The sequence below is a fragment of the Spirochaetae bacterium HGW-Spirochaetae-1 genome, from assembly GCA_002839375.1.
Classification (GTDB): domain Bacteria; phylum Spirochaetota; class UBA4802; order UBA4802; family UBA5550; genus PGXY01.
The window spans coordinates 115,802-135,815 of record PGXY01000003.1 but is presented as its reverse complement, the minus strand read 5'-3'; the positions used below and the strand labels follow the sequence as shown (position 1 = coordinate 135,815).

At 48.5% G+C, this 20,014-nt stretch carries 16 protein-coding genes; 15 read left to right on the top strand and 1 reads right to left on the bottom strand.

What is annotated here, in order from left to right; translation table 11 throughout:
- Positions 1-100 precede the first annotated feature (100 nt).
- The 12 genes from CVV44_05250 to CVV44_05195 all read left to right on the top strand — a co-directional run bounded on the left by CVV44_05250 (position 101) and on the right by CVV44_05195 (position 13,401).
- Positions 101-1,360, top strand: a complete 1,260-nt coding sequence (locus CVV44_05250) for a hypothetical protein (protein PKL39628.1) — start codon at positions 101-103, stop codon at positions 1,358-1,360.
- 483 nt (positions 1,361-1,843) lie between these two features.
- Entirely contained in the window at positions 1,844-2,338 is a 495-nt protein-coding gene (locus tag CVV44_05245) for a hypothetical protein (GenBank protein ID PKL39627.1), read from the top strand.
- A complete protein-coding gene (locus tag CVV44_05240) occupies positions 2,335-3,804 on the top strand; it encodes a hypothetical protein (GenBank protein ID PKL39626.1) in 1,470 nt (489 codons plus the stop codon). Before CVV44_05245 ends, CVV44_05240 begins: the two co-directional genes overlap by 4 nt.
- Positions 3,801-5,081, top strand: coding sequence for a (Fe-S)-binding protein (locus CVV44_05235; protein ID PKL39625.1), 1,281 nt, complete (start codon positions 3,801-3,803; stop codon positions 5,079-5,081). Before CVV44_05240 ends, CVV44_05235 begins: the two co-directional genes overlap by 4 nt.
- 1 nt (position 5,082) lies before the next feature.
- On the top strand, positions 5,083-6,732 hold the full coding sequence (locus CVV44_05230) for a hypothetical protein (GenBank protein PKL39624.1): 1,650 nt from the start codon (positions 5,083-5,085) through the stop codon (positions 6,730-6,732).
- Complete coding sequence (locus CVV44_05225) at positions 6,620-7,735, top strand: electron transfer flavoprotein subunit alpha (protein ID PKL39623.1); 1,116 nt, start codon at positions 6,620-6,622, stop codon at positions 7,733-7,735. Before CVV44_05230 ends, CVV44_05225 begins: the two co-directional genes overlap by 113 nt.
- Positions 7,732-8,547: a hypothetical protein gene (locus CVV44_05220; GenBank protein ID PKL39622.1), complete on the top strand. Its 816-nt coding sequence runs from the start codon at positions 7,732-7,734 to the stop codon at positions 8,545-8,547. Before CVV44_05225 ends, CVV44_05220 begins: the two co-directional genes overlap by 4 nt.
- Before the next feature lie 84 nt (positions 8,548-8,631).
- The gene (locus CVV44_05215; protein PKL39621.1) at positions 8,632-10,101 is read left to right on the top strand and encodes a hypothetical protein; all 1,470 of its coding nucleotides are present in this window, start codon (positions 8,632-8,634) and stop codon (positions 10,099-10,101) included.
- A gap of 16 nt (positions 10,102-10,117) precedes the next feature.
- Complete coding sequence (locus CVV44_05210) at positions 10,118-10,399, top strand: ferredoxin family protein (GenBank protein PKL39620.1); 282 nt, start codon at positions 10,118-10,120, stop codon at positions 10,397-10,399.
- Positions 10,400-10,505: 106 nt separating this feature from the next.
- Positions 10,506-11,186 (top strand): hypothetical protein, encoded by a 681-nt coding sequence (locus CVV44_05205; GenBank protein PKL39619.1) that lies wholly within the window; start codon positions 10,506-10,508, stop codon positions 11,184-11,186.
- Between the two features lie 193 nt (positions 11,187-11,379).
- Positions 11,380-12,387, top strand: a complete 1,008-nt coding sequence (locus CVV44_05200; GenBank protein PKL39618.1) for a hypothetical protein — start codon at positions 11,380-11,382, stop codon at positions 12,385-12,387.
- Between the two features lie 174 nt (positions 12,388-12,561).
- Entirely contained in the window at positions 12,562-13,401 is an 840-nt protein-coding gene (locus CVV44_05195) for a hypothetical protein (GenBank protein PKL39617.1), read from the top strand.
- A gap of 4 nt (positions 13,402-13,405) precedes the next feature.
- Here CVV44_05195 and CVV44_05190 read toward each other — a convergent pair whose 3' ends face one another.
- The gene (locus CVV44_05190) at positions 13,406-14,452 is read right to left on the bottom strand and encodes a two-component system response regulator (GenBank protein PKL39616.1); all 1,047 of its coding nucleotides are present in this window, start codon (positions 14,450-14,452) and stop codon (positions 13,406-13,408) included.
- A gap of 44 nt (positions 14,453-14,496) precedes the next feature.
- Between CVV44_05190 and CVV44_05185 the strand changes: the two genes are divergently transcribed.
- From CVV44_05185 to CVV44_05175, 3 genes are all read left to right on the top strand, one after another.
- Positions 14,497-17,682: a hypothetical protein gene (locus tag CVV44_05185; protein ID PKL39615.1), complete on the top strand. Its 3,186-nt coding sequence runs from the start codon at positions 14,497-14,499 to the stop codon at positions 17,680-17,682.
- Between the two features lie 260 nt (positions 17,683-17,942).
- Positions 17,943-19,115: a spermidine/putrescine ABC transporter ATP-binding protein gene (locus CVV44_05180; protein ID PKL39614.1), complete on the top strand. Its 1,173-nt coding sequence runs from the start codon at positions 17,943-17,945 to the stop codon at positions 19,113-19,115.
- A gap of 3 nt (positions 19,116-19,118) precedes the next feature.
- Positions 19,119-19,997, top strand: coding sequence for a spermidine/putrescine ABC transporter permease (locus CVV44_05175; protein ID PKL39613.1), 879 nt, complete (start codon positions 19,119-19,121; stop codon positions 19,995-19,997).
- Positions 19,998-20,014 lie beyond the last annotated feature (17 nt).

Genomic DNA, 20,014 nt, shown 5'->3' with positions numbered 1-20,014 from the left:
CAATATTGAACATTATGTCATTTAATTTCAATGCGGAAATATCCTCGTGCTATGCTTATTCGTTTGACACCGTACCCGTAATTCTATAATAATCGTTGAGATGAAAATGAAGAAAAAATCCTTGCAGGCACAGCCTCCAGCCCTGATGAAAGACGTACTGCTTGACGCGGCTGCTGCGGAATTTAATCAAAACGGATATTTCAATACGAGTGTTGACTCCATTACTAAAAGGGCCGGGGTAAGTCACGGTGCTTTCTATTTGTATTTTAAAAATAAGCAGAATATACTGGCCTATCTTATAGACCGGATTGCAGAAACACTCTCCTCGATTGTGCGTGATAAGAATGATGATGCGGGGTTTTTGAATCCGGAAGATTACCCGGCCTTTGAACGGGATATAAGGCTTATTGTTTCCGTTATGCTTGAATCATCGGGTTTGTTTAAAACCTTTGTTCAGGGGATGGTTCAGAATAAAGAGACATTTGACCTGTTTGCCGGAATATCATCGGATATCGGAAATATTTTTTCAGCAAGGATAAAGCAGAAACAGATTAAAGGAGTGGATTCCCGCATTGATGCCCTGATATTCTCCCAGATAATGTCGATATTGTTTTTTCTATCGATTTTTATTTTCTCACTCGGAATCATACGATGCGATCCTGATGTTCTCGCACGGCATATTTCCATTATACTCTATTCTGTTCTTAATTATGATGAGAAATTAACAAAAGTAAGGAAAAAGAAATCCGAAAACAGGAAAGCGGCTCTTTTAACGAAGAAGAAACTTCTCGATGTGGCGAAAGAAGAATTTTCGCAGCATGGTTATTTTGATACCAAAATACTGGATATTGCACAAAAGGCAGGTTATAGCAGGGGTACCTTCTATCAGCATTTTAACGATAAAGATGATTTAATCCAGGCCATCATGCTTGATATGTTTTATCAAAACCGGGATCAGACCAGTGTGATCGATCTCATGGTTTCTAGTCTGGATGCGACTTCCCTGGATGAATTGATCCGAATCAGTTCTATTGTGATAAACCTTTTTGATAAGTATTCATCTTTTAACTGGACCCTTCTGCAGGGCGCTTTTTACAGTGAAAAACTTGGCGGTTTTTACGGACAGATGTTTATTCAATTCAGCAAGCCCATCCAGGTTAAAATCAAGGAATTGCAGGATGACGGTGCCTGCCAGGAGCTGGATTCGTTGATTGCCGCGGAAATTATTATTACCACGATCAGTTATTCAATATTCATGTTTTTTGGTGGATTTATACATTGTTCCCGGGAAATTCTTGCCGAGAACCTTGGTATTTTCCTGCACAGTCTTCTTAACTATATGAATACACAGGAAAAATAAGCATTCTCTTTCTGCTGTGATTACTCCCCCGTCTTTTTAACATTTTTCCCTTCCTTGTCTTTTCCGGTGATTGATAATCAAGTTTTACCATCTTGTCTCTTTTGAGTGACGGTATGTATAATGAATAATTATGCTAAAATGACTTAAAAAGAGCAAAAATTGTATAAAAATAGAATAAATTCATTTTTTATGGGATAAATCCTTGACAATGTCGGCATAATGCGCTTATATAATAATTAATTACGATAATAAAATGACGGTATGTATAATTATTATCCGTGTTTATTGTTGCTGGATTCTTAAAAAGAACCCATTGACCCTGGCGATGAATACAATCCTGTAGATATATTTCTTGCGGTAATTATTTACTAAAAACTAAAGCGGTTCGTACGACATACGGCAGAAGACTCTGACATAATACTCATCCGGCCGGCATTGGATGATGTTGAGATGTCCTCTAATTTTAATATTAAGGATATGGTTATGGATCAGAATGCGTTGATAGTATGGAACTTTTTATTTCTCGCCTACAAAAACGGTTTACTGGAAAAAAATCTTCAGGTTCTCCAGGGCATACTGGACCCCCACATTGATTTAAGCCTCGTTCTGGGGTCGATGGAAGACAATCTCAGTGTGGCTGATCGCACGAACATAGATGTCGCTGTTCGGGACAAGGCCCTGCCGTTACTTCAGTTTTTTTCCGATGAAAATTTTATCCGTGGTGTCGGCCTTCTTTTAGATATCTTTCAGCCCGTCCTGGAGAAGTCCGTCAGGGAAGCCGGGTATGATCTCGGCAAGGTGATGGAAAAGGCAAACATTGCGATGCGATTTGCGTCCTCACTCAAGCCATTGACCGTATTTATGGCTCCGGTCATTATCGATTATGCCATTGCTCAAAAACCCTCCTGGACCACCCGACTTGTGCTTCGGCGGATGAAGAAAAAAATACTAAAAGCCAAGGGAGATATAATCTCATGATAACCCAGGATAATCTATTAACAACTATTGTCGGAGATAAAAACGTCATTGGCAATAATGATATCTGCGAAAGTTATTCCCGTGACAACGGCTTTTCTCTCGGCGAAAATCCATCACGCGTAGTGAAACCCCGGACAGCGGAACAGATCAGAGAAATAGTAAAGCTGGCCAACCGGGAGGGATTTCCCCTGGTGCCCGTTTCCTCCCGCGGGCCGCGTTTCCGGGGTGATACTGTGCCGGAACGAAAGGGGGCGGTCATTGTTGATATGAGCGATATGAAGTCCATCGTGCGAATCGACAGGAGAAGCAAGACGGCCCTTGTAGAGCCCGGGGTCACTTTCGATGAACTCATTGACGCGGCAGGGGCCAGCGGGCTTCGGGTCTCGGCGCCTCTTCTTCCGAGACAAACGAAGTCGGTGGTCGGGAGCCTCCTCGAACGGGAACCGACAACACTGCCGAAATATCACTGGGACATGCAGGATCCCCTCTGCTGCATTGAGGTAATATTCGGCTCGGGGGATCTCTTCCGGACCGGTTCAGCCGCAGGGCCGGGAAGTCTCGAGGCGCAATGGGCGTCGGGACAGGCCCAGAAAAGTCCCATGGGACCATCCCAGACCGACTGGGCAAAAATAATTCAAGGAGCTCAGGGAACTATGGGGATTGTTACCTGGGCCTCCATAAAACTGGAACTCATGCCGCGGGTTGAAAAAGCCTTTGTTATGAGCGCCTCCAATCTGAATGATCTCGTCGATATTACCTATGCTCTGACGGGGAAACGCTATGCCGATCATTGTTTTATTCTCAATAATGTAAATTTTTCTTCTATTGTGAATCATGCATCGGAAGGCGAGATTCCCCGATGGATATTGTTCTACACGATTTCTGGTTATGAACGTTTCCCCGAAGAACGGATTAGTTATATCGAAAAGGACATCGCCGATCTGGCTCTGAAAATGAATGTAAAGCCTTCAGCTAATACCGGCCCGGTGAACGCCGATGAGGTCCTTAAGCTTATTCGCCGGTCAAGCGCCGATCCATACTGGAAACTGAGGAAGACAGGTTCCTTTGAAGACATCATATTCCTCGGGACCCTGGACAAGTCTCCAGAATTTATCAATGAAATCAATCGTGAGATGAAAACACATGGAATCGACGGCGAAAAGCTTGGCGTGTATCTCCAGCCCGTACAACAGGGAAGGGTATGTCATTTTGAATTTTCTGTCATGTATGATGCCAGTGATAAAAATGAGTCCGAGAGAGTGCAGGCATTCTGTACAGGTGTTACGAAAAAGATCATGGAGATGGGTGGATTTTTCTCACGGCCCTACGGGAAGACCGCTCATATGGTTTACGATCGGTGCGCCGATACCGTGGCTGCTTTATTAAAGGTGAAGAGCATTCTTGATCCGAAAGGAGTCATGAATCCCGGTAAATTGTGTTTCAATAACAATCAAAAAACTAAATGACAGGTGTTATTATGAGTTTGCAGGAATTGAAAAGAGATATGGAAGGTTGTTCACGGTGTTCCAACTGTAAATGGGTTCCCCATCTGCAGATAAAGAGCTGGCGATTCGCAAAGGTCTGTCCTTCTGTCGACCGGTACAATTTTCATGCTTATTCCGGCGGCGGAAAAATGATCATGGCAAATTCGTTATTGGAGAATAGGACCGATATGACCGATGCGCTGTCGGAGATAGTATACCGCTGCCAGTTATGCGGTGCATGCCAGGTTTCCTGCCAGGCCTATCGTGATGATATTGATCTTTCCGATGTCCTTCTTGAGATGCGCTCTCACTGCGTTGAAGGAGGGTATGTGCAGGCGGAACATCTTGATATCATTGAAAGCATGAAGCGGGAAGACAACACCATGAATATGCTCAAGTCCGACAGGGGAAACTGGGCTGAGGGACTTGATATTCCCGATATCAATAAGCAGAAAGTGGATGTTCTGTTCCACGCCGGATGCAGGTATTCCTATGATGAAGATCTCCGGGACACCCTGCGGTTTTCCATCAGCCTTCTTCTGCAGAACGGGATTAAGGTGGGCATAGCGGGCCGTGATGAGTCATGCTGCGGCGGCAGGGCCTATGAAATTGGATACCAGGGGGAGATGAAAAATTACAGTGAGGATATGGCAAGCAGGGTGAAGGCCTCAGGAGCGAAAATACTGGTGACGCCATGTTCTGATTGTTATTATACGTTTAAATATCTCTATCCTAAAAATGGGAGAAAACTCGGGGTTGAGGTTCTCCATATAACGGAATATATAGATTCCCTGATAAAGAAAGGCGATATACGCCCCGGGAAGAAGGTTCCCATGAGGGTGACCTATCATGATCCCTGTCATCTTGGGCGTCGCGGAGAAATTTATAAAGAATGGCATGGTGATGATAAACTGATGCGGCCCGTGAAATATAAGCAAAGCGGTAAATATGGTATTTTCGACCCGCCCCGGGATATATTGAAATCGATACCGGGAGTGGACCTGGTAGAGATGGAACGTATCCGCGAGTACAGCTGGTGCTGCGGTTCGGGTGGCGGCGTCTATGAATTCGATCCCGATTTCGCGCGATGGACGGCCAACGACAGACTTGCGGAAGCCTTGGCAACAGGTGCGGAAGCCCTGGTGACGGCCTGTCCCTGGTGCGAGCGTCTTTTCAAAGACGCGGCCGCGGAAAGCAACAGTGATATTCTTGTTTATGACGTATGCGACCTTTTAGCTCAATCGTTAGGAGAGTTATGACATGCTGGAATGTAAAATAATTTCCGATCAGGCGTACCGTGAGATGGAAGAAGTCCTGGGGAAAGAGAATATTTCCCGGGAACCGGCCCTGCTGGATTCATACGCGTGGCAGCCGGCGATTAATCTTAACACCGAAGCCTGGATACCGAGACCCGCGGCAGTGGTGCTTCCAAAAACATCCGAAGAGGTTCAGCATATTGTCAGGACCTGCAATAAGCATGGAATAAAATTCAAGGCCCATTCAACGGGATGGGCTGCATGGGGCGGTCCCGGTGAAGAGGGAGTGGTGCAGATCGATCTGAGGCGGATGAACAGGATCATAGAGATCGATGAGAAGAATATGTTTGCAGTTATCGAGCCTTACGTCTGCTGCTCGCAGCTGCAGGCCGAAGCCATGAAGCGCGGTCTTAATTGCCATATTATCGGCGCCGGGCCCAACACGTCCCAGCTGGCCAGCGTCACGTCAGCCTGGGGATACGGCTGGACCGGTCTCTATACGGGGTTTGGCGGCAGGAATCCCCTGGGCGTCGAGTGGGTGCTTCCCGACGGAGAAATGTTGCATATCGGAACACCCGGATCTGGCGCGGGGTGGTTTTGTGGCGACGGGCCTGGACCGAGTCTGCGTGGTATCATGCGCGGATGGGGTGGAACAACCGGCGGTCTGGGCGTATTTACAAAGTGCGCGGTAAAACTTTACTCATGGCCCGATGGTCCGCGGGAGCCGCGTTTCAAAGGAGTACTCAGCGATATAATTCCGGAATTTGAATTGCCGAAAACGCACAAGGTCTTTTTTATATTTTCTCCCAGTTATGACGCATTTACGAATGTGGCATATGCTATCGGGGATTCCGAGATCGGCTACATTCACTGCAAGGGTTCCGTCGGGGCCTTGTTCGGATTGCTGGCACCCCGGGCCATGCGAATTCTTCTGGATACCCAGGGGCTGCGTTCCATCATGAAGACTTTTCAGTTCATGACACTTTTTGCCATCGCTGCCCAGAGCGAGGGGGAGGCCCAATACCAGGAAAAGGTGATCAAAGATATCGTCGGGGAAAACGACAGCATCATGATTGATACGAGTCATCTGCCATTTCACTCAAACTTCTGGTGGGGATTGCACCGGTCCATTTATCCAGCCATGGCATTCCGGCCCGGCGGCGCTTTTATCACCAGTATGGGAAGCAGCGAGATGTATGCGTGCTGCGTCAAACAGGCTAAAATAGGCGAGCGGATAAAAGAGAAATATATCGCCAACGGAACATTTATCGACGATATGGCCGATTGCACCTGGGGCGGCATATATGAAGGAACGAGCAACTGGGGCCACCTGGAAGAGATAGCCATGTTCGATCGCCGACAACCCCAAACGGAGAAGAATAGAATTGAATTTCTCTTTGCCACGACACACGCTACGATCAAGGAGACACTGGGATTCGGACTGTCGTCCATGGAGCATAAAATGTATAAATGGCTCGGCCCTATGATGAATGATTATCATCTCTGGCAGTCAAAGGTAAAGCAGGCCTTTGATCCCAACAATGTTTCAGACGGGTCGCACTACATTCCGCCTTTTGATGAGCTGCAAAAGGACATGGAGGATTACGTCCCGCCCGTCATGGAGGATGTCTTTGAGGGATTCAGTGAGAAATGAGGAGGCCGTCATGGACAGCAGGAATGATATCATTGTCTATGCCGAATATAATGAAAAAAAGGAAATTGACCGGCTGACCCTGGAGTGCCTCGGCGCAGGAAGAAGGCTCGCCGATGACTGGGGATGCGGTCTGGGAGCCGTTATAATCGGCGAAAATATGAGCGGCCCTGTCAATGAACTCATTAATTATTCCGTTGATCATGTTTACGTGGCCGATTCACCGGGTTTAAAGGAATTTCATCCCGAGCTGTATTGCGGTGTCATGGCAAGGCTCTGCCGGAAGATAGAACCGCGGGCCGTTCTTTTTGGCAATACATTGCCGGGGCTTGATCTCGCGCCGCGTGTTTCCTTCAGTCTCGATACCGGACTGGTGACGGATTGCGTCGCGATGTGGATTGAGGAGGGCCGTGTTGTTTTATCGAAACCGGTCTATAGCGGCAATGTTATTGCCGAGTACAATATCGAATCGAAACCGGCTGTTATAACCGTCAGAGCGAAGACGCAGGAAAAGGCACAGCGTTGCGATGCGTATAATGGAAAGATAATACCCATAGCGGAAATGATCGATGAAAAAGATGTAACTGTCCGGGTGATGGAGCGGGTACTGGAACTTGAGGAAGGCCCCCAGCTGGACGATGCGGATATCATTGTGGCCGGGGGACGCGGTATCGGAAGCAAGGAGGGGTTCGGCCTTCTTGCTGAACTGGCGAAGACCCTGGGAGCGGCCCTGGGAGCAAGCAGGCCGCCCTGCGACCTGGGATGGATCAATGCGAAGGCGCAGGTGGGGCAAACCGGAGAAATCGTCGGGCCCTCGGTTTATATCGCCGTGGGAATATCGGGATCCACACAGCACATCGTGGGTATGTATACCTCCCGAACCATTATCGCTATTAACAAAGACGCACAGGCCCCGATTTTCGATATAGCCGATTATGGTATCGTGGGGAATTACGAGGAGATCATCCCCTCGTTCAGTAACGCTCTCGTGGCAGAGTGTGTATGAGGATGGCGCTTATGAGGATAATTGTCTGCATTAAACAGGTTCCGGACCCGGAAGGTCCCCCGTCATCCTTTGTCGTCGATCCCATATTAAAGAGGGTCGAGCCCCGGGGCATACCGCCGGTGCTCAGTATTTTCGACGAAAATGCCCTTGAAGCGGCCCTGAGAATGAAAGATGAAATGAAAGGTGAGTGTACGGTTACCGTTCTTACCATGGGAAGAAAAATATCCGACGCGGTGATGTTGAAGTCATTGGCGGTTGGGGCAGATGAGCTTGTCAAAGTTGAAGACGAAGATCTGGATTCCGCGAATCTCGATAGCTTCCGCACGTCCGAGGCCCTCTCCTGTGCAATTAAGACAATAGGTCGTTATGACCTGATACTTGTGGGCCGACAGGCTGCGGATTGGAACGCCGGTCAGACCGGGATCGGTGTTGCAATGATGCTGGGAATACCCGTTATCACCATGGCCAGGAAAATTTCGAAACGGGACAATGAACTCTATGTGGAAAGGCTCATACCCGGGGGATACGAGGTTCTTAAATCACCGTTACCGGCTGTCGTAATGGTAAGCAATGAAATCGGCCAGCTGAGATATCCCACGGTCATACAGAGGAGGGAGGCGAAAAACAAACCGAACACCGCCCTCAATGCGGCAAAGATCAACTATAGCGTCAGTGGAGGCAATAAAGTTGTTATTAAAAAACTATACGCCCCTGATGTCAAAAAAAGAAATTGTACTATTATTGCCGGTACCACGTTCGAGGAAGCAGGGAAAAAACTTGCCGAGAGATTGAGAGCCGATAGTGTTTTATGAATAAATGATTGGGAAATAAACAGCATTCTTTGATCCTGTAAGGATGCACGCAACAGTTCAAAAAATTAGGTAGGGATAAAAACAATGGAAAAATTTGATGTTGCTATTGTAGGTGGGGGCCCGGGGGGATCATATGCCGCGAAAACAGCCGCGGAGAAAGGATTGAAAACGATATTTTTTGAAAGAGCGGAAGTACCCGGCAATAAGAATGCTTCAGGGTGCGGGCTGGGGCAGCGGTGGTGGAGAGATTTTCCCGAAATGATGGAGAAGATCACGCAGCTGCCGTCCTACCGTGAGATCAATCGCTGTTCCTTCATTATAACCGATGTTGACGATCGGCATATCACCACCATCCAGACGGGGAGAAATTCTCTCCCGGAGAAGAGGATCATGTACAAGGGACAGAATCGGGGATGGACTGGTGCCAGCATATACCGAAGTGATCTTGACAAACTGCTCGCCGATACGGCCTGTTCCGCCGGCGCCGAGCTGCGCACATCGACGCTCATAAAGGATCTTATCCAGGAGGACGGAAGGGTCAAGGGTGTGATAACCGACAGCGGGGAACGGATCAAGGCCGATGTGGTGATAGGGGCTGACGGCGCCCATTCGGCTGTCGCCATTAAATCGGGAATACGGAAACGGTGGAAGAAAAACGAGGTTACGCTGGTCCCGCAGATTGATTTTTCCTGTAATGAATCAAAAATGGATGATGTTATCGGCAACGCGGAATGGGTATGGTTTGGACCGTACTGCGGCGCGTACCAGGTAAACTTCAGGGATGGATTCCATCTTGGCGCGGGTCAGTGGCTCGATGTCTGGGACGGAAAGCCCGTAGATCTTTTGAAGCAGGTTATGAAAATACCCCTGTTTCAGTCCATGTGCCGATCTATCGACGCGAAGATACGCGAATTTCAGATACACCTGCTTCCATGGATGCCTGAACCTGGCAGCAAGACCTATGGAAACGGTGTACTGCTCATAGGCGATGCCGGAGGGTTCCCCTGTCCTCTCGAGGGGGAAGGAGTCTGGCATGCCTGCTGGACTGCACAGCTGGCCATCGAAACGGCTGCCAATGCCATAGGCAAAGGAGATGTTTCGGAAAAGTCGCTTTCGGTCTATGAAAAAATGTGGAAGGAGTCACCCGTAGGAAAGGAATTCGAGTATGGCCACGAGTACGTCAATTTCTGGCGCAACAGTGCGTTCAATCCCGAGTTTATGAAAAAGATTGTCGTTCTGCTTGGACAATTGCAGGCCTTTAACGGGCCGAGCCTGGTTTTTGACTGGAGCGACGATCACATGACCACCTTCAATGAGCACCTGGGATATTTACTCGATGTTCTCGCCGATCCGGAGATAAAAGAATTTGGAAGTAAGTACCTCGCTCCCATGGGAAGAGGAATAAGCAGGGAGAACATGGAAAAAATCGCCGATATGATTGTTCCCTCAATTGCATCAAAGATAAAGGTGCTGCCGCAGAGCCTCATCAAGAAAATATTTATGAAACAATACGGGAAAAATAAAGTGTCCCTTCAGGGCAGGCTTTCCAATTGATCAGGGAGGAAATACTATGGATGGTTTCGTAATACAGGATTATGTGCACAGGGCTAAAAACGTCGATACTGGGGAGTTTATAAAATTTAATGAAGAGAAATGCGATGGATGCGGTATGTGTAATTCAGTGTGCATGGCAAATCTCTGGGCTGTTCCGAAAAACAATAAAACCAGGTTGTCGCCAAAATATCGCGAACTTTGCCTGGAGTGTGCGGCATGTTATGCCGTATGCAATCATGATGCCATTGATTTCAACTATCCGAAGGGCGGCTCCGGTATCATTATTAAATACGGATGATACGGCCGGCAGTTTTCATGTATGTCCGATCGGCGGTGAACAGGAAATGTGTCGCGGTTTTATTTAAAAATGGTCTCCATTGTCGGGAGAAAGCTCATTAAAGTTCATGCAAGGGAGATCTTGCCACGGCGATAATTGTTTACAGAGTATAAGCAGCAGGTGGGGAGAGATGAATTTTAAAAGAAATCTGTTATTTCTATTATTGGCTGGATTATTTTTGCCTGTTTCACTTTCTCCCCATGCCGCATGGGAAGTGAAAAAAAATGAAAAGGGGATTAAGGTGGCAACCAGGAAAGCGGATGGCTATGCCGTTGAGGAGTTTAAGGCTGAAACGACTATTGATATCCCCCTGCCCGAAGCGGTAAAAATATTGAAGGATGTGCCTCGCTATAAGAAATGGATGTACAGATTGCTGAAGGCCGAAATAGTCAAAGAGCTTTCTCCCGATTCAAAAATTATTTATATGAAGATTGATCTGCCATGGCCTGCTGAAGACCGGGATATGTATATTCAAATGTCGGATAAAGTGGATCTGGAAAAAGGAATATACGAAAGTACTAATACCGGGATTGACGGCTATCCGAAAACAGACTGCATACGTATGACAAATGTAACATTCTCATGGATTCTTAAAAGTAGCGAGGCTGATAAAAACAAGACGCGGGTTATATATACGAGTAAAGGTGATCCTGCAGGTAAACTCCCCTCGTGGATTTGTAATCTGGGCAATGTTGAAAACCCTTATCAATGCCTGTATAATCTCAGGTTTAAATATAAGAAGAATTAATTTCATTTTATGCTCATTCCTTATTTTCCCGGATAATTAAAGCTTACATTTAAAATTAATTGCTATTATGCGACATAATACTATAAATTAATGCAAAAAAGCCCGCCTGTGCGGGCTTTTTTGCTTGACTTCATGGGCCATTTCATTACATTTGATTACAGATTGATAATGAAAAGAGAATGAGGTAATCATTATGAAATACAAAATAGTAACTTTAATGATCAGTGTGCTGACAATTTTTTATATTGGATGCTCCGGATCAGGAAAATCCCTTACTGTCGCTGACGCTGAAGAACAGGTTCTCAGCAGTGACACATCAGTGATTCCCTCTCTGGGAAGTATTGATGGTACAATAATCAGTGATATTCCCTTTGGAACAACACTGGATTCCTTTATAGAAGGCCTGAATGTTGCCGAAACTGCCCGGGTTGCCCTTCTTGAATCCGATGGCATTACCGAGGCCACGGACCTCCAGGACGGATACCAGCTTGTAGTGACTGCCGAGGACGGAACAACTGTCACCTATACCATTTCCGTTAATCCCGATCCGCGGCTTGTGGCATCGTGGAGTGATTTCGATCCCGAGTCGGGAGATTATGAGATTGTAGGTGCTACAGTGGTTGAAGGTATAACCGAAGGGAGTTCGGCACTGAAGTTTGACGGGGATCCATCGGTACTCAACTATGTGCTGGCTCCTGACAGTGATGCTCTGACCCTGCGCGACAAGGGGACTATTGAAGTGCTGATCAATGCTGAAAGTATTGTACCCTATGCCGGTATCGTTTCCAAGGGACAGAGCAAAACCTATTCCGACGAGGCCTATGGTATTCAGCTCTATAATTATGAAGGATCGGCTGCGCGCCTGTTGTTTTTCCTCTATAGCGATGACGGCAACTGGATAGGCGTACATGGTACATTTGATATCATACCCGGAACATGGTATCATATCATTGCAACCTGGAATGAAACGGAGATGAATCTCTATGTTAATGGCGAGATCGATGCGGCCGGTCAGAATACTACGGGCGGCGTACGTGATACGAGCGGCGGACTCACCATCGGTTCGCAGCTGGCCGAGAAGTACAACAGCACCTATGGCAGCTATGCCTGGGACGGGATAATAGACGGTGTGATCATTTTGAACGATTACATCGAAGAAGCGGAAGTGCTGGCAAGATATAATGCCGCTGTAAACCAGTAACAGACGGTTTCTCAAGGGCGGGATGAAATCCGCCCTTTCCGCCAATTATCGAAAGTCCCTCCGGGGACTTTTTTATTTCTTATCGTACGGAAAAGGCATGGGGAAAAGTAAGATAACACTGCATATGAAAAAAATTATTTGAAATAGTAACGAATGTAATATACTGTATGATACATGCACCCTGTGCAACGCCGGGTCACTATCATGCCGTTTATATATTTACGTCCCGGCCGGTTCATGCATGTGCTGCAGTATGGAGAGGCGATGAAAACAATCCTGGCCATTGACGATGATAAGACACAACTCGAGCTCATCAAGATGCAGCTCGTCAACATGGGCTATACGGCCTATACCGCTTCATCGGGAGCCATGGGAATTGAACTGGCCCAGACAGGTAATCCGGACCTTATCATCCTCGATATTTCCATGCCCGCCATGAATGGATTTGAGGTAATCAAAAAACTGAAAGACGATGAGATCACGGGAGAAATCCCCATCATCATGCTCACGGCCAAAAGGGATAAGGATGATGTCATCAGGGCCATGAGGTACAATGTCGTGGATTACATGCTGAAGCCATATAATGCGGCGACCCTGAAGAAAAAACTCGAGGTCGCCAGGGTGCAGATGAACCGAGCGGAAGAAAATACAAAGGAAAAGCGGCGCAGGGAAAACATGGTAATCCACCGCAGCGGCGGACAGACCGTCCTTGTACTGCGCGGGAGCCTGAAGGATGCCGCCATGAGGACCGAGACCGCCCGGTCGCTGGGATCCTCTTTCAGGAATATGATCAAAATGGATTATTTCATAGTGGATATCCGATCCCTTCCCGATTTCGATACTGCCGATGTACGGGTCCTGGAAACGCTGATTAAGGATTTCAATCATGATAAAACATTCGTCATCGCCGGTCAGTTTTATGGGGTCCTGGTGGGCGGGTGTGATTTCATCGTTACTGACCGGATTTTCCTTACTCCCGGGGACCTGGAGATTTTTATTGATAGCCTGCAATAATGAATCAGGGCTCTGAATCCCCGAAGCTGGTGAATATGTTCACGAAGGCGTCGATGTTTTTAATGAAATGATCCACCAGCATGGGATCGAAGTGAGTTGCCCTGCCGGTCTCAAAATATTCAATGACATGCTCGAGGCTCCAGGCGCTTTTGTAGGGGCGTTTTGTCATGAGGGCATCGAAGACGTCGCACATGGCGGTTATACGTCCCATGAGGGAAATATCAACACCCTTCAAACCGGCCGGATACCCGCTTCCGTCAAAGCGTTCATGGTGATGCAGGGAAATGACGGCTCCGCTGCGGAGATAGGAGCTGTCGGCCGACTTCAGTATGTTGTAACCGATGAGAGGGTGGGCCCGCATGAGGACCTGTTCTTCTTCCGACAGAGGGCCTTCCTTGCGGAGAATCGTGTCCGGTATGCCCACCTTCCCTATGTCGTGAAGGGGCGAGGCATTGAATATGACATCCCTGAATTCTTCCGTTTCACCGATTGAGACGGCCAGGATATTTGCGTAATGGGCAACCCGGGTGATATGGCTTCCCGTTTCCAGGTCATTGTAGTCGGCGACGCGGCCCAGGATTTCCAGGGTTTCGCGCTCGCGGCTTATTATTTTATCCGTCGCCTTCCTTACCTCTATCTTCAGGAGCATGGCCCTGTCCTTCAGAAGCATGTTCATCATGCGGAGATCCACCAGGTTGCTGACGCGCGCCCTGAATTCGGGCATGTTCAGGGGCTTGTTGAGAAACTCCGTGGCGCCGGCTTCGATGGCCCTGAGACGAAGGCTGTTGTCGGTATTCACGCTGGTGATCATGATGATGGGGGCCTCGGGATGCAGGTCCCGCATGTGGCGGATGAGGTCGATGCCGTTCATGCCGGGCATCTGGTAATCGATGAAGGCCAGGTCTATAGTATTCTCCTTCATGTACTGCAAAGATTCCAGGGGATCGGCGAAAGAGTGTATAGAAAGATCCATCTCTTTAGCCATGGCTTCAATGAGAAGGAGGTTGGATTCATCATCGTCCACTGATATGGTATGTATATGCTCGGTCATGACTGATCCCTTTATACTGCCTGTATTAAACGTATCATACTTTTATGAAAATGCAATACAATTGTTTCATCTGCGCATATATTTTTTTATTGATAATAGCGGGTTTCAGGCGTATAGTATATCATACAGAGTATGCAATTATGACGGAACAGGAACAGTATATCATACTACTGATAGGCCCAGTTGAAGACCGGGCGATATGGAAGCAGCTTCTGACGGGGAACCGGATCCGGTCCTTTATAATGAGGGAGGCCCATGATGCGGCCACGGCAATAGGATTATTTAAAGCTGGTGAAAGTGTATCGTGCATTATATCGCGTCCCGGACTTTACCCCGCTGTGGGAATCGACGATCCCGGCAGCTTCGATATCCCCCTCATCATGATCACGCGCCGGAGCGGCGATGCAACTTTAGAGCTGATTTCCATGGGAGCCGACGATATTCTTTACGACGACTGTCTTGACGAGGATGTTCTCGTGGAAGCGGTCATGAAGGCCTTGTTGCGTAAGACCCGCGGATACGGCACCAGTTGTGTCTCCGTCAGGGAGGATCTCACCGATCTTCAAAAGGTCACCGGCGAGCTTGTCCGGTCCGAGGAAAAGTTCCGGGCCATCTTTCAATCTATTGCCGACGGTGTGGCGCTCCTCGATCTCATCGGCGGGATCATCCAGGTTAACAGGGCCTTTCTCGATCTCCAGGCAGTCAGTGACGAGGATTCGCTTTATAACCATGCTGTGACTGATTTTATTTATGTTGATGACAGAGTCCTCTGGGAATCAACGCTTGCGCTTACATGGGAGTATGATCGGAGTCATGTATTTGAATACAGGAATATCACGGCCGATAACCGGATCATCGAAGTGGAAATGGAAGTGTCGCCCTTTATCCGCCGTGATGGAACTATTTCGGGATATGTGGCGGTGCTTGAGGACATCACGGAAAGAAAAAAAACGGAAAGTGAAATGCAAAAGAGCGAGGGCAGGAACAGGGCGCTCGTGGAAGCCGTACCCGACCTCATGTTCAGGCTCGATGATCGTGGTATGTACATAGACGACTATCTCAGGGACAAGATCAGAAAAGTATTTCCCGACAGTATCATGCCCGACATCATAAATGTTATCGGCAAGGCCTTTGCGACAAGAGAGATCCAGGTCTACGAATATCCCGTGTATCTCAGGGATGAGGTCCGTTATTATGAGGCGCGTATCATAATCAGCGGTCTTTCCGAGGTCCTGGTCATACTGCGTAATGTCACGGACCGGAAAACCGTTGAAGATGAAATGAAGAAGGCTCGGGACGAGGCTGAATCGGCCAACAGGGCGAAGAGCGAGTTCCTGGCTAATATGAGCCATGAAATCAGGACGCCCCTTCACAGCATACTGGGATTCATCGAGATACTGAAACAGACCGGCATGGACGTACTGCAGAAGGAATATCTGAATATTGTCAGTACCAGCGCCAGAAGCCTGTTGGGCATCATAAACGACATCCTGGATTTTTCAAAGATTGAAAGCAGAAAACTGGCAATCGACAGCGTTGCTTTCGATCCCAAGCGGGAATTTGAATCGGTGATAGATCTCTTCCATGTCAAGGCCGGAGAGAAGAAGATAGAACTTCTTCCCTTCATAGATCCGCTGCTTCCTGGCCTGGTCATGGGTGATCCTCTTCGAATAAAGCAGGTGCTCAGCAACCTGCTGAGTAATGCCGTCAAGTTCACGCCGGAACGGGGTATCATCATAATCACCGTTGAAAAAATCGGTGGGGATGCCGGCACCTGCCGGATTCTCTTCTCCGTGGCCGATACGGGCATTGGAATTCCCGACTACAAGAAAAAGCAGATATTCGAAGCCTTCCAGCAGCTTGATACGTCAATAACGCGGAAATACGGAGGTACGGGTCTTGGCCTTTCCATCAGCCTAAACCTCGTACGCCTCATGGGGAGCGATATTGATCTGGAGAGCGAGGCAGGGGAGGGAAGCACATTCAGATTCATCCTCAACCTGGAGGAGGCTGAATCGCCTGAGATGGGCGGGGCGATTCTGAAAGTAGGTGCGATAACGGCCAGGGCCGCTGTCTTTACTAATGAGACTACCGATTCTCTCCAGGAGGAACTGGTAATGCGTTATCTGCAATCCCTCCAGTGCCAGGTGACGGTGGTACTCGATTTCGAAGAGGAATATGAGCGCGATATAGATATACTTTTTTTCGTCTACTCGCCGAAAAAACGCGAGGCGCTCCGGTCGGTAATGATGAAAAAAAGCGGCATTCCCCTTGTCGTGGCCGCCCACGGTGATGAGCTTCCCGAGGTGCTGGATATTACCGGCAGGGACACCCATGTGATAACGCTGCCGGTGAATGGATCCAAGCTGTATAATGCCCTGGTAAATGTGCTGCATCCTGAATTGTTAAAAACGGTTTCGCTGGAACCCGATGGTGATGAAGGCCCCCGATCCTTCAGTGCACGGGTTCTCGTGGCCGAGGACAATGCCGTAAACAGGATGCTCATGAAGCTCATGCTGGGGCAGTACGGCATTGAAACCGTTATGGCCACAAATGGCCTGGAGGCCTTTGATCTTTTCCGGGAAAGCCGCTGTGACCTTATATTGATGGATGTCAATATGCCCGTATCGGACGGTATTGAAACAACGGAAATGATACTCAATTATGAGCGCGAGAAAAACCTGAAGCATACGCCTATTATCGCCCTGACTGCCAAGGCCATGAAGGGCGACCGGGAATACCTGCTTGCACGGGGTATGGACGATTATCTGCCCAAACCCCTGGAGGCCGCGGAACTGAGGAAAATGCTGTCACGGTACCTGGAACCCGTAGATTCCGTGACGGAGTCTTCCGGAACGACCGGTGAAAATGAAGCCGGCGTCAGACCCGGAGAGCCGGTGAATTATGATTTCAGGAAAGTGGCCGGCGAACTGGGAATTCCCATGCCGGCGCTGAAGACGCTGCTGGAGAATTTTATTAAAAATGCCGGCGAGTGCATAATAGCCCTGGAGAATTCCGTGGAGCGGGGGGATTTTGAAGGCATGTGCGGGAATGCTCATCGCCTGAAAGGAACCGCGGCAAATCTTCGTATCGAAGGTCTGGCTGCGCTCATGCTTGACATGGAGACAAGTGCCGGGAGCGAAGAGGAGAGGAACTATGATGACCTTCTGTGCGACATTAAAAAAGAGTACGAGAGGGTGACCGCATTCCTGAGGGCAAAAACCCGGTGAGAGCGGAACATATTTTTTTTAGAGGAGGTGCATCGGCAGAGCGGGAATTTGAACACTACTAGTCTGTATAGGCCTTCCCGTTTTCTCGATGATACCCCGGAAATAGTATGTTTTTTTTATGGGAAAAAACATTTTTGACTTGTCGTGCGCATCTGTTACAGTTAGTTGTTCTGTCTCTACCGTGCTGCCGTCAGGGGGCGTGCCGTATGCAGGTTCTCTGAATGTAACCGTTTATTTATACCTGCTTCTGAGGGACGCCCATGAACGAATTCCTGATCTTTGAGGGGATCTCAAAAAGTTTTGGAGACTTGAAGGTGCTGGATAATGTATCGCTCTCCATCGGAAAGGGGGAGATATTTTCCATCCTGGGTCCCAGCGGCTGCGGTAAAACAACGCTCCTGCGCATCTGTGCCGGATTTGAAACCCCCGATAGCGGCCGTGTCATCCTCAACGGAAAGGAAATCACCGATCAGGGTTCCAACAAGCGCCAGGTCAATACGGTATTTCAGAACTACGCCCTGTTCCCCCACATGACGGTCCGTGAAAATATATCATTCGGGCTCCAGATGGCAAAAGTCGCTAAAAACCAGATATCCCGTGAAGTGGACAAGTTTCTCGATCTTATCCAGATGACCGACCAGGCCGATAAAAAGGCCACGAAACTGAGCGGCGGTCAGATGCAGAGGGTGGCAATAGCCCGGGCTCTCATCAACAAGCCGCAGGTGCTGCTGCTTGATGAACCCCTGGCGGCCCTGGACCTTAAGCTGCGTCAGCGCATGCTCGTCGAGTTGGACTGGATTCATGACGAAGTGGGCATCACTTTTCTCTATGTGACGCATGACCAGGGCGAGGCCATGAGTATCAGCGATCACATCGCCATAATGAATATGGGTAAAATTGAACAGCACGGCACCCCTGCCGCCGTGTATGAAGCTCCCTCCAATAGTTTCGTGGCGGCCTTTATCGGCGATACGAATTTTTTTGAAACCGAGATCACCAAGAATGACGGCTCCTACAGCTATCTCCACATCGAGGAATTTACCGATATCATGGTCTACAATGACAAGAACTTTCACGAGGGAAGCAAGGTTTATCTCAGCATCCGCCCGGAAAAATTCAACATAACGCTGGACAAGCCCGAGGAGCACCGGCGTATCAACATGATCAGGGGCGTTGTCGAGGATATCATCTACCTGGGAACCCACACAACGTACTGGGTCAGGGCCAATGAGTACCTCATACAGATACGGAAGTCCCATGACCGTTTCCTTCTCGACCAGAAAATCATAGAACACGGCAATGACGTGTGGATATCATGGCATGCCGACAACTGTTACATGCTGGACAGGTATAACGTCAAGGATGAATCGCTGCTGACGCTTCCCGATGCTGACGCCATGGAAAGCGAATCTTCGGCCCCCGGTGAAGAATAGGAGATGAAGGAACGCATAAACAAACGTTTCGCGGAACTGCTGCTCACAATGCCCGCCATGGTGTGGCTCGTCATTTTCTTTGTTATTCCCACCATCGTCATATTCATTATCGCCTTCAAGGCAGGGGATAGTTTCGGCGGTATAGGCCGGGAGTGGACGTTGCGGAATTTTTCCGAGCTGGCAAATCCCTCATATCCCGTCATCATGTGGAGAACCATATGGCTGAGCCTCCTGACCACGGTCATCTGCCTGGTCCTTGCCGTTCCATCGGCATATTATCTGGCCAGGGCGGAAAAGAAATGGCGTGATATCCTTCTGCTGCTCATCATCGTCCCCTTCTGGAGCAATTTTCTCATCCGTATTTTCGCCTGGAAGGTTGTCCTGCATCCCGAAGGCCTGCTTAAACAGGTTCTTGTTTTTTTTCATCTCGCATCAGAAAATACTTTTCTTCTTTACCGCAGCGAGGCGGTGCTTCTGGTCCTGGTGTACACCTATCTCCCTTTCGCACTTCTCCCTATTTATGCGGCCGCGGAAAAATTTAACTTTTCCCTCATGGAAGCGGCCTATGACCTGGGCGCCGGAAGAATACAGGCTTTTATCCGCGTCTATCTTCCCGGCATTAAGCAGGGACTTATAACGGCAATAATGGTGGTCCTTATCCCGGCACTGGGGAGTTATGTCATTCCCGATATCGTTGGAGGTCCCGGCGGCGAAATGATAGGGAACAAGATCGCCCAGAGGACCTTTGTGGACAGGAACCTTCCCCAGGCCAGCGTTATCTCCACGCTTCTCATACTCATCGTCATGGTGCCACTCATAATACGCCTGGCAACCCGGGGCAGGAAGAACGATGAGGCCGATACGAGGGGAGGATTCATGTGAACAGGTCCAGAACTCCC

What these genes read in the sequence shown, in the direction of transcription:
- CVV44_05215 (PKL39621.1), top strand. Translation starts at nt 8,632, where the DNA reads ATGGAAAAATTTGATGTTGCTATTGTAGGTGGGGGCCCGGGGGGATCA.
- CVV44_05220 (PKL39622.1), top strand. Translation starts at nt 7,732, where the DNA reads ATGAGGATGGCGCTTATGAGGATAATTGTCTGCATTAAACAGGTTCCG.
- CVV44_05225 (PKL39623.1), top strand. Translation starts at nt 6,620, where the DNA reads ATGTTTCAGACGGGTCGCACTACATTCCGCCTTTTGATGAGCTGCAAA.
- CVV44_05185 (PKL39615.1), top strand. Translation starts at nt 14,497, where the DNA reads ATGAAAATGCAATACAATTGTTTCATCTGCGCATATATTTTTTTATTG.
- CVV44_05230 (PKL39624.1), top strand. Translation starts at nt 5,083, where the DNA reads ATGCTGGAATGTAAAATAATTTCCGATCAGGCGTACCGTGAGATGGAA.
- CVV44_05235 (PKL39625.1), top strand. Translation starts at nt 3,801, where the DNA reads ATGACAGGTGTTATTATGAGTTTGCAGGAATTGAAAAGAGATATGGAA.
- CVV44_05240 (PKL39626.1), top strand. Translation starts at nt 2,335, where the DNA reads ATGATAACCCAGGATAATCTATTAACAACTATTGTCGGAGATAAAAAC.
- CVV44_05180 (PKL39614.1), top strand. Translation starts at nt 17,943, where the DNA reads ATGAACGAATTCCTGATCTTTGAGGGGATCTCAAAAAGTTTTGGAGAC.
- CVV44_05175 (PKL39613.1), top strand. Translation starts at nt 19,119, where the DNA reads ATGAAGGAACGCATAAACAAACGTTTCGCGGAACTGCTGCTCACAATG.
- CVV44_05205 (PKL39619.1), top strand. Translation starts at nt 10,506, where the DNA reads ATGCAAGGGAGATCTTGCCACGGCGATAATTGTTTACAGAGTATAAGC.
- CVV44_05190 (PKL39616.1), bottom strand. Translation starts at nt 14,452, where the DNA reads ATGACCGAGCATATACATACCATATCAGTGGACGATGATGAATCCAAC.
- CVV44_05250 (PKL39628.1), top strand. Translation starts at nt 101, where the DNA reads ATGAAAATGAAGAAAAAATCCTTGCAGGCACAGCCTCCAGCCCTGATG.
- CVV44_05195 (PKL39617.1), top strand. Translation starts at nt 12,562, where the DNA reads ATGCACCCTGTGCAACGCCGGGTCACTATCATGCCGTTTATATATTTA.
- CVV44_05200 (PKL39618.1), top strand. Translation starts at nt 11,380, where the DNA reads ATGAAATACAAAATAGTAACTTTAATGATCAGTGTGCTGACAATTTTT.
- CVV44_05245 (PKL39627.1), top strand. Translation starts at nt 1,844, where the DNA reads ATGGATCAGAATGCGTTGATAGTATGGAACTTTTTATTTCTCGCCTAC.
- CVV44_05210 (PKL39620.1), top strand. Translation starts at nt 10,118, where the DNA reads ATGGATGGTTTCGTAATACAGGATTATGTGCACAGGGCTAAAAACGTC.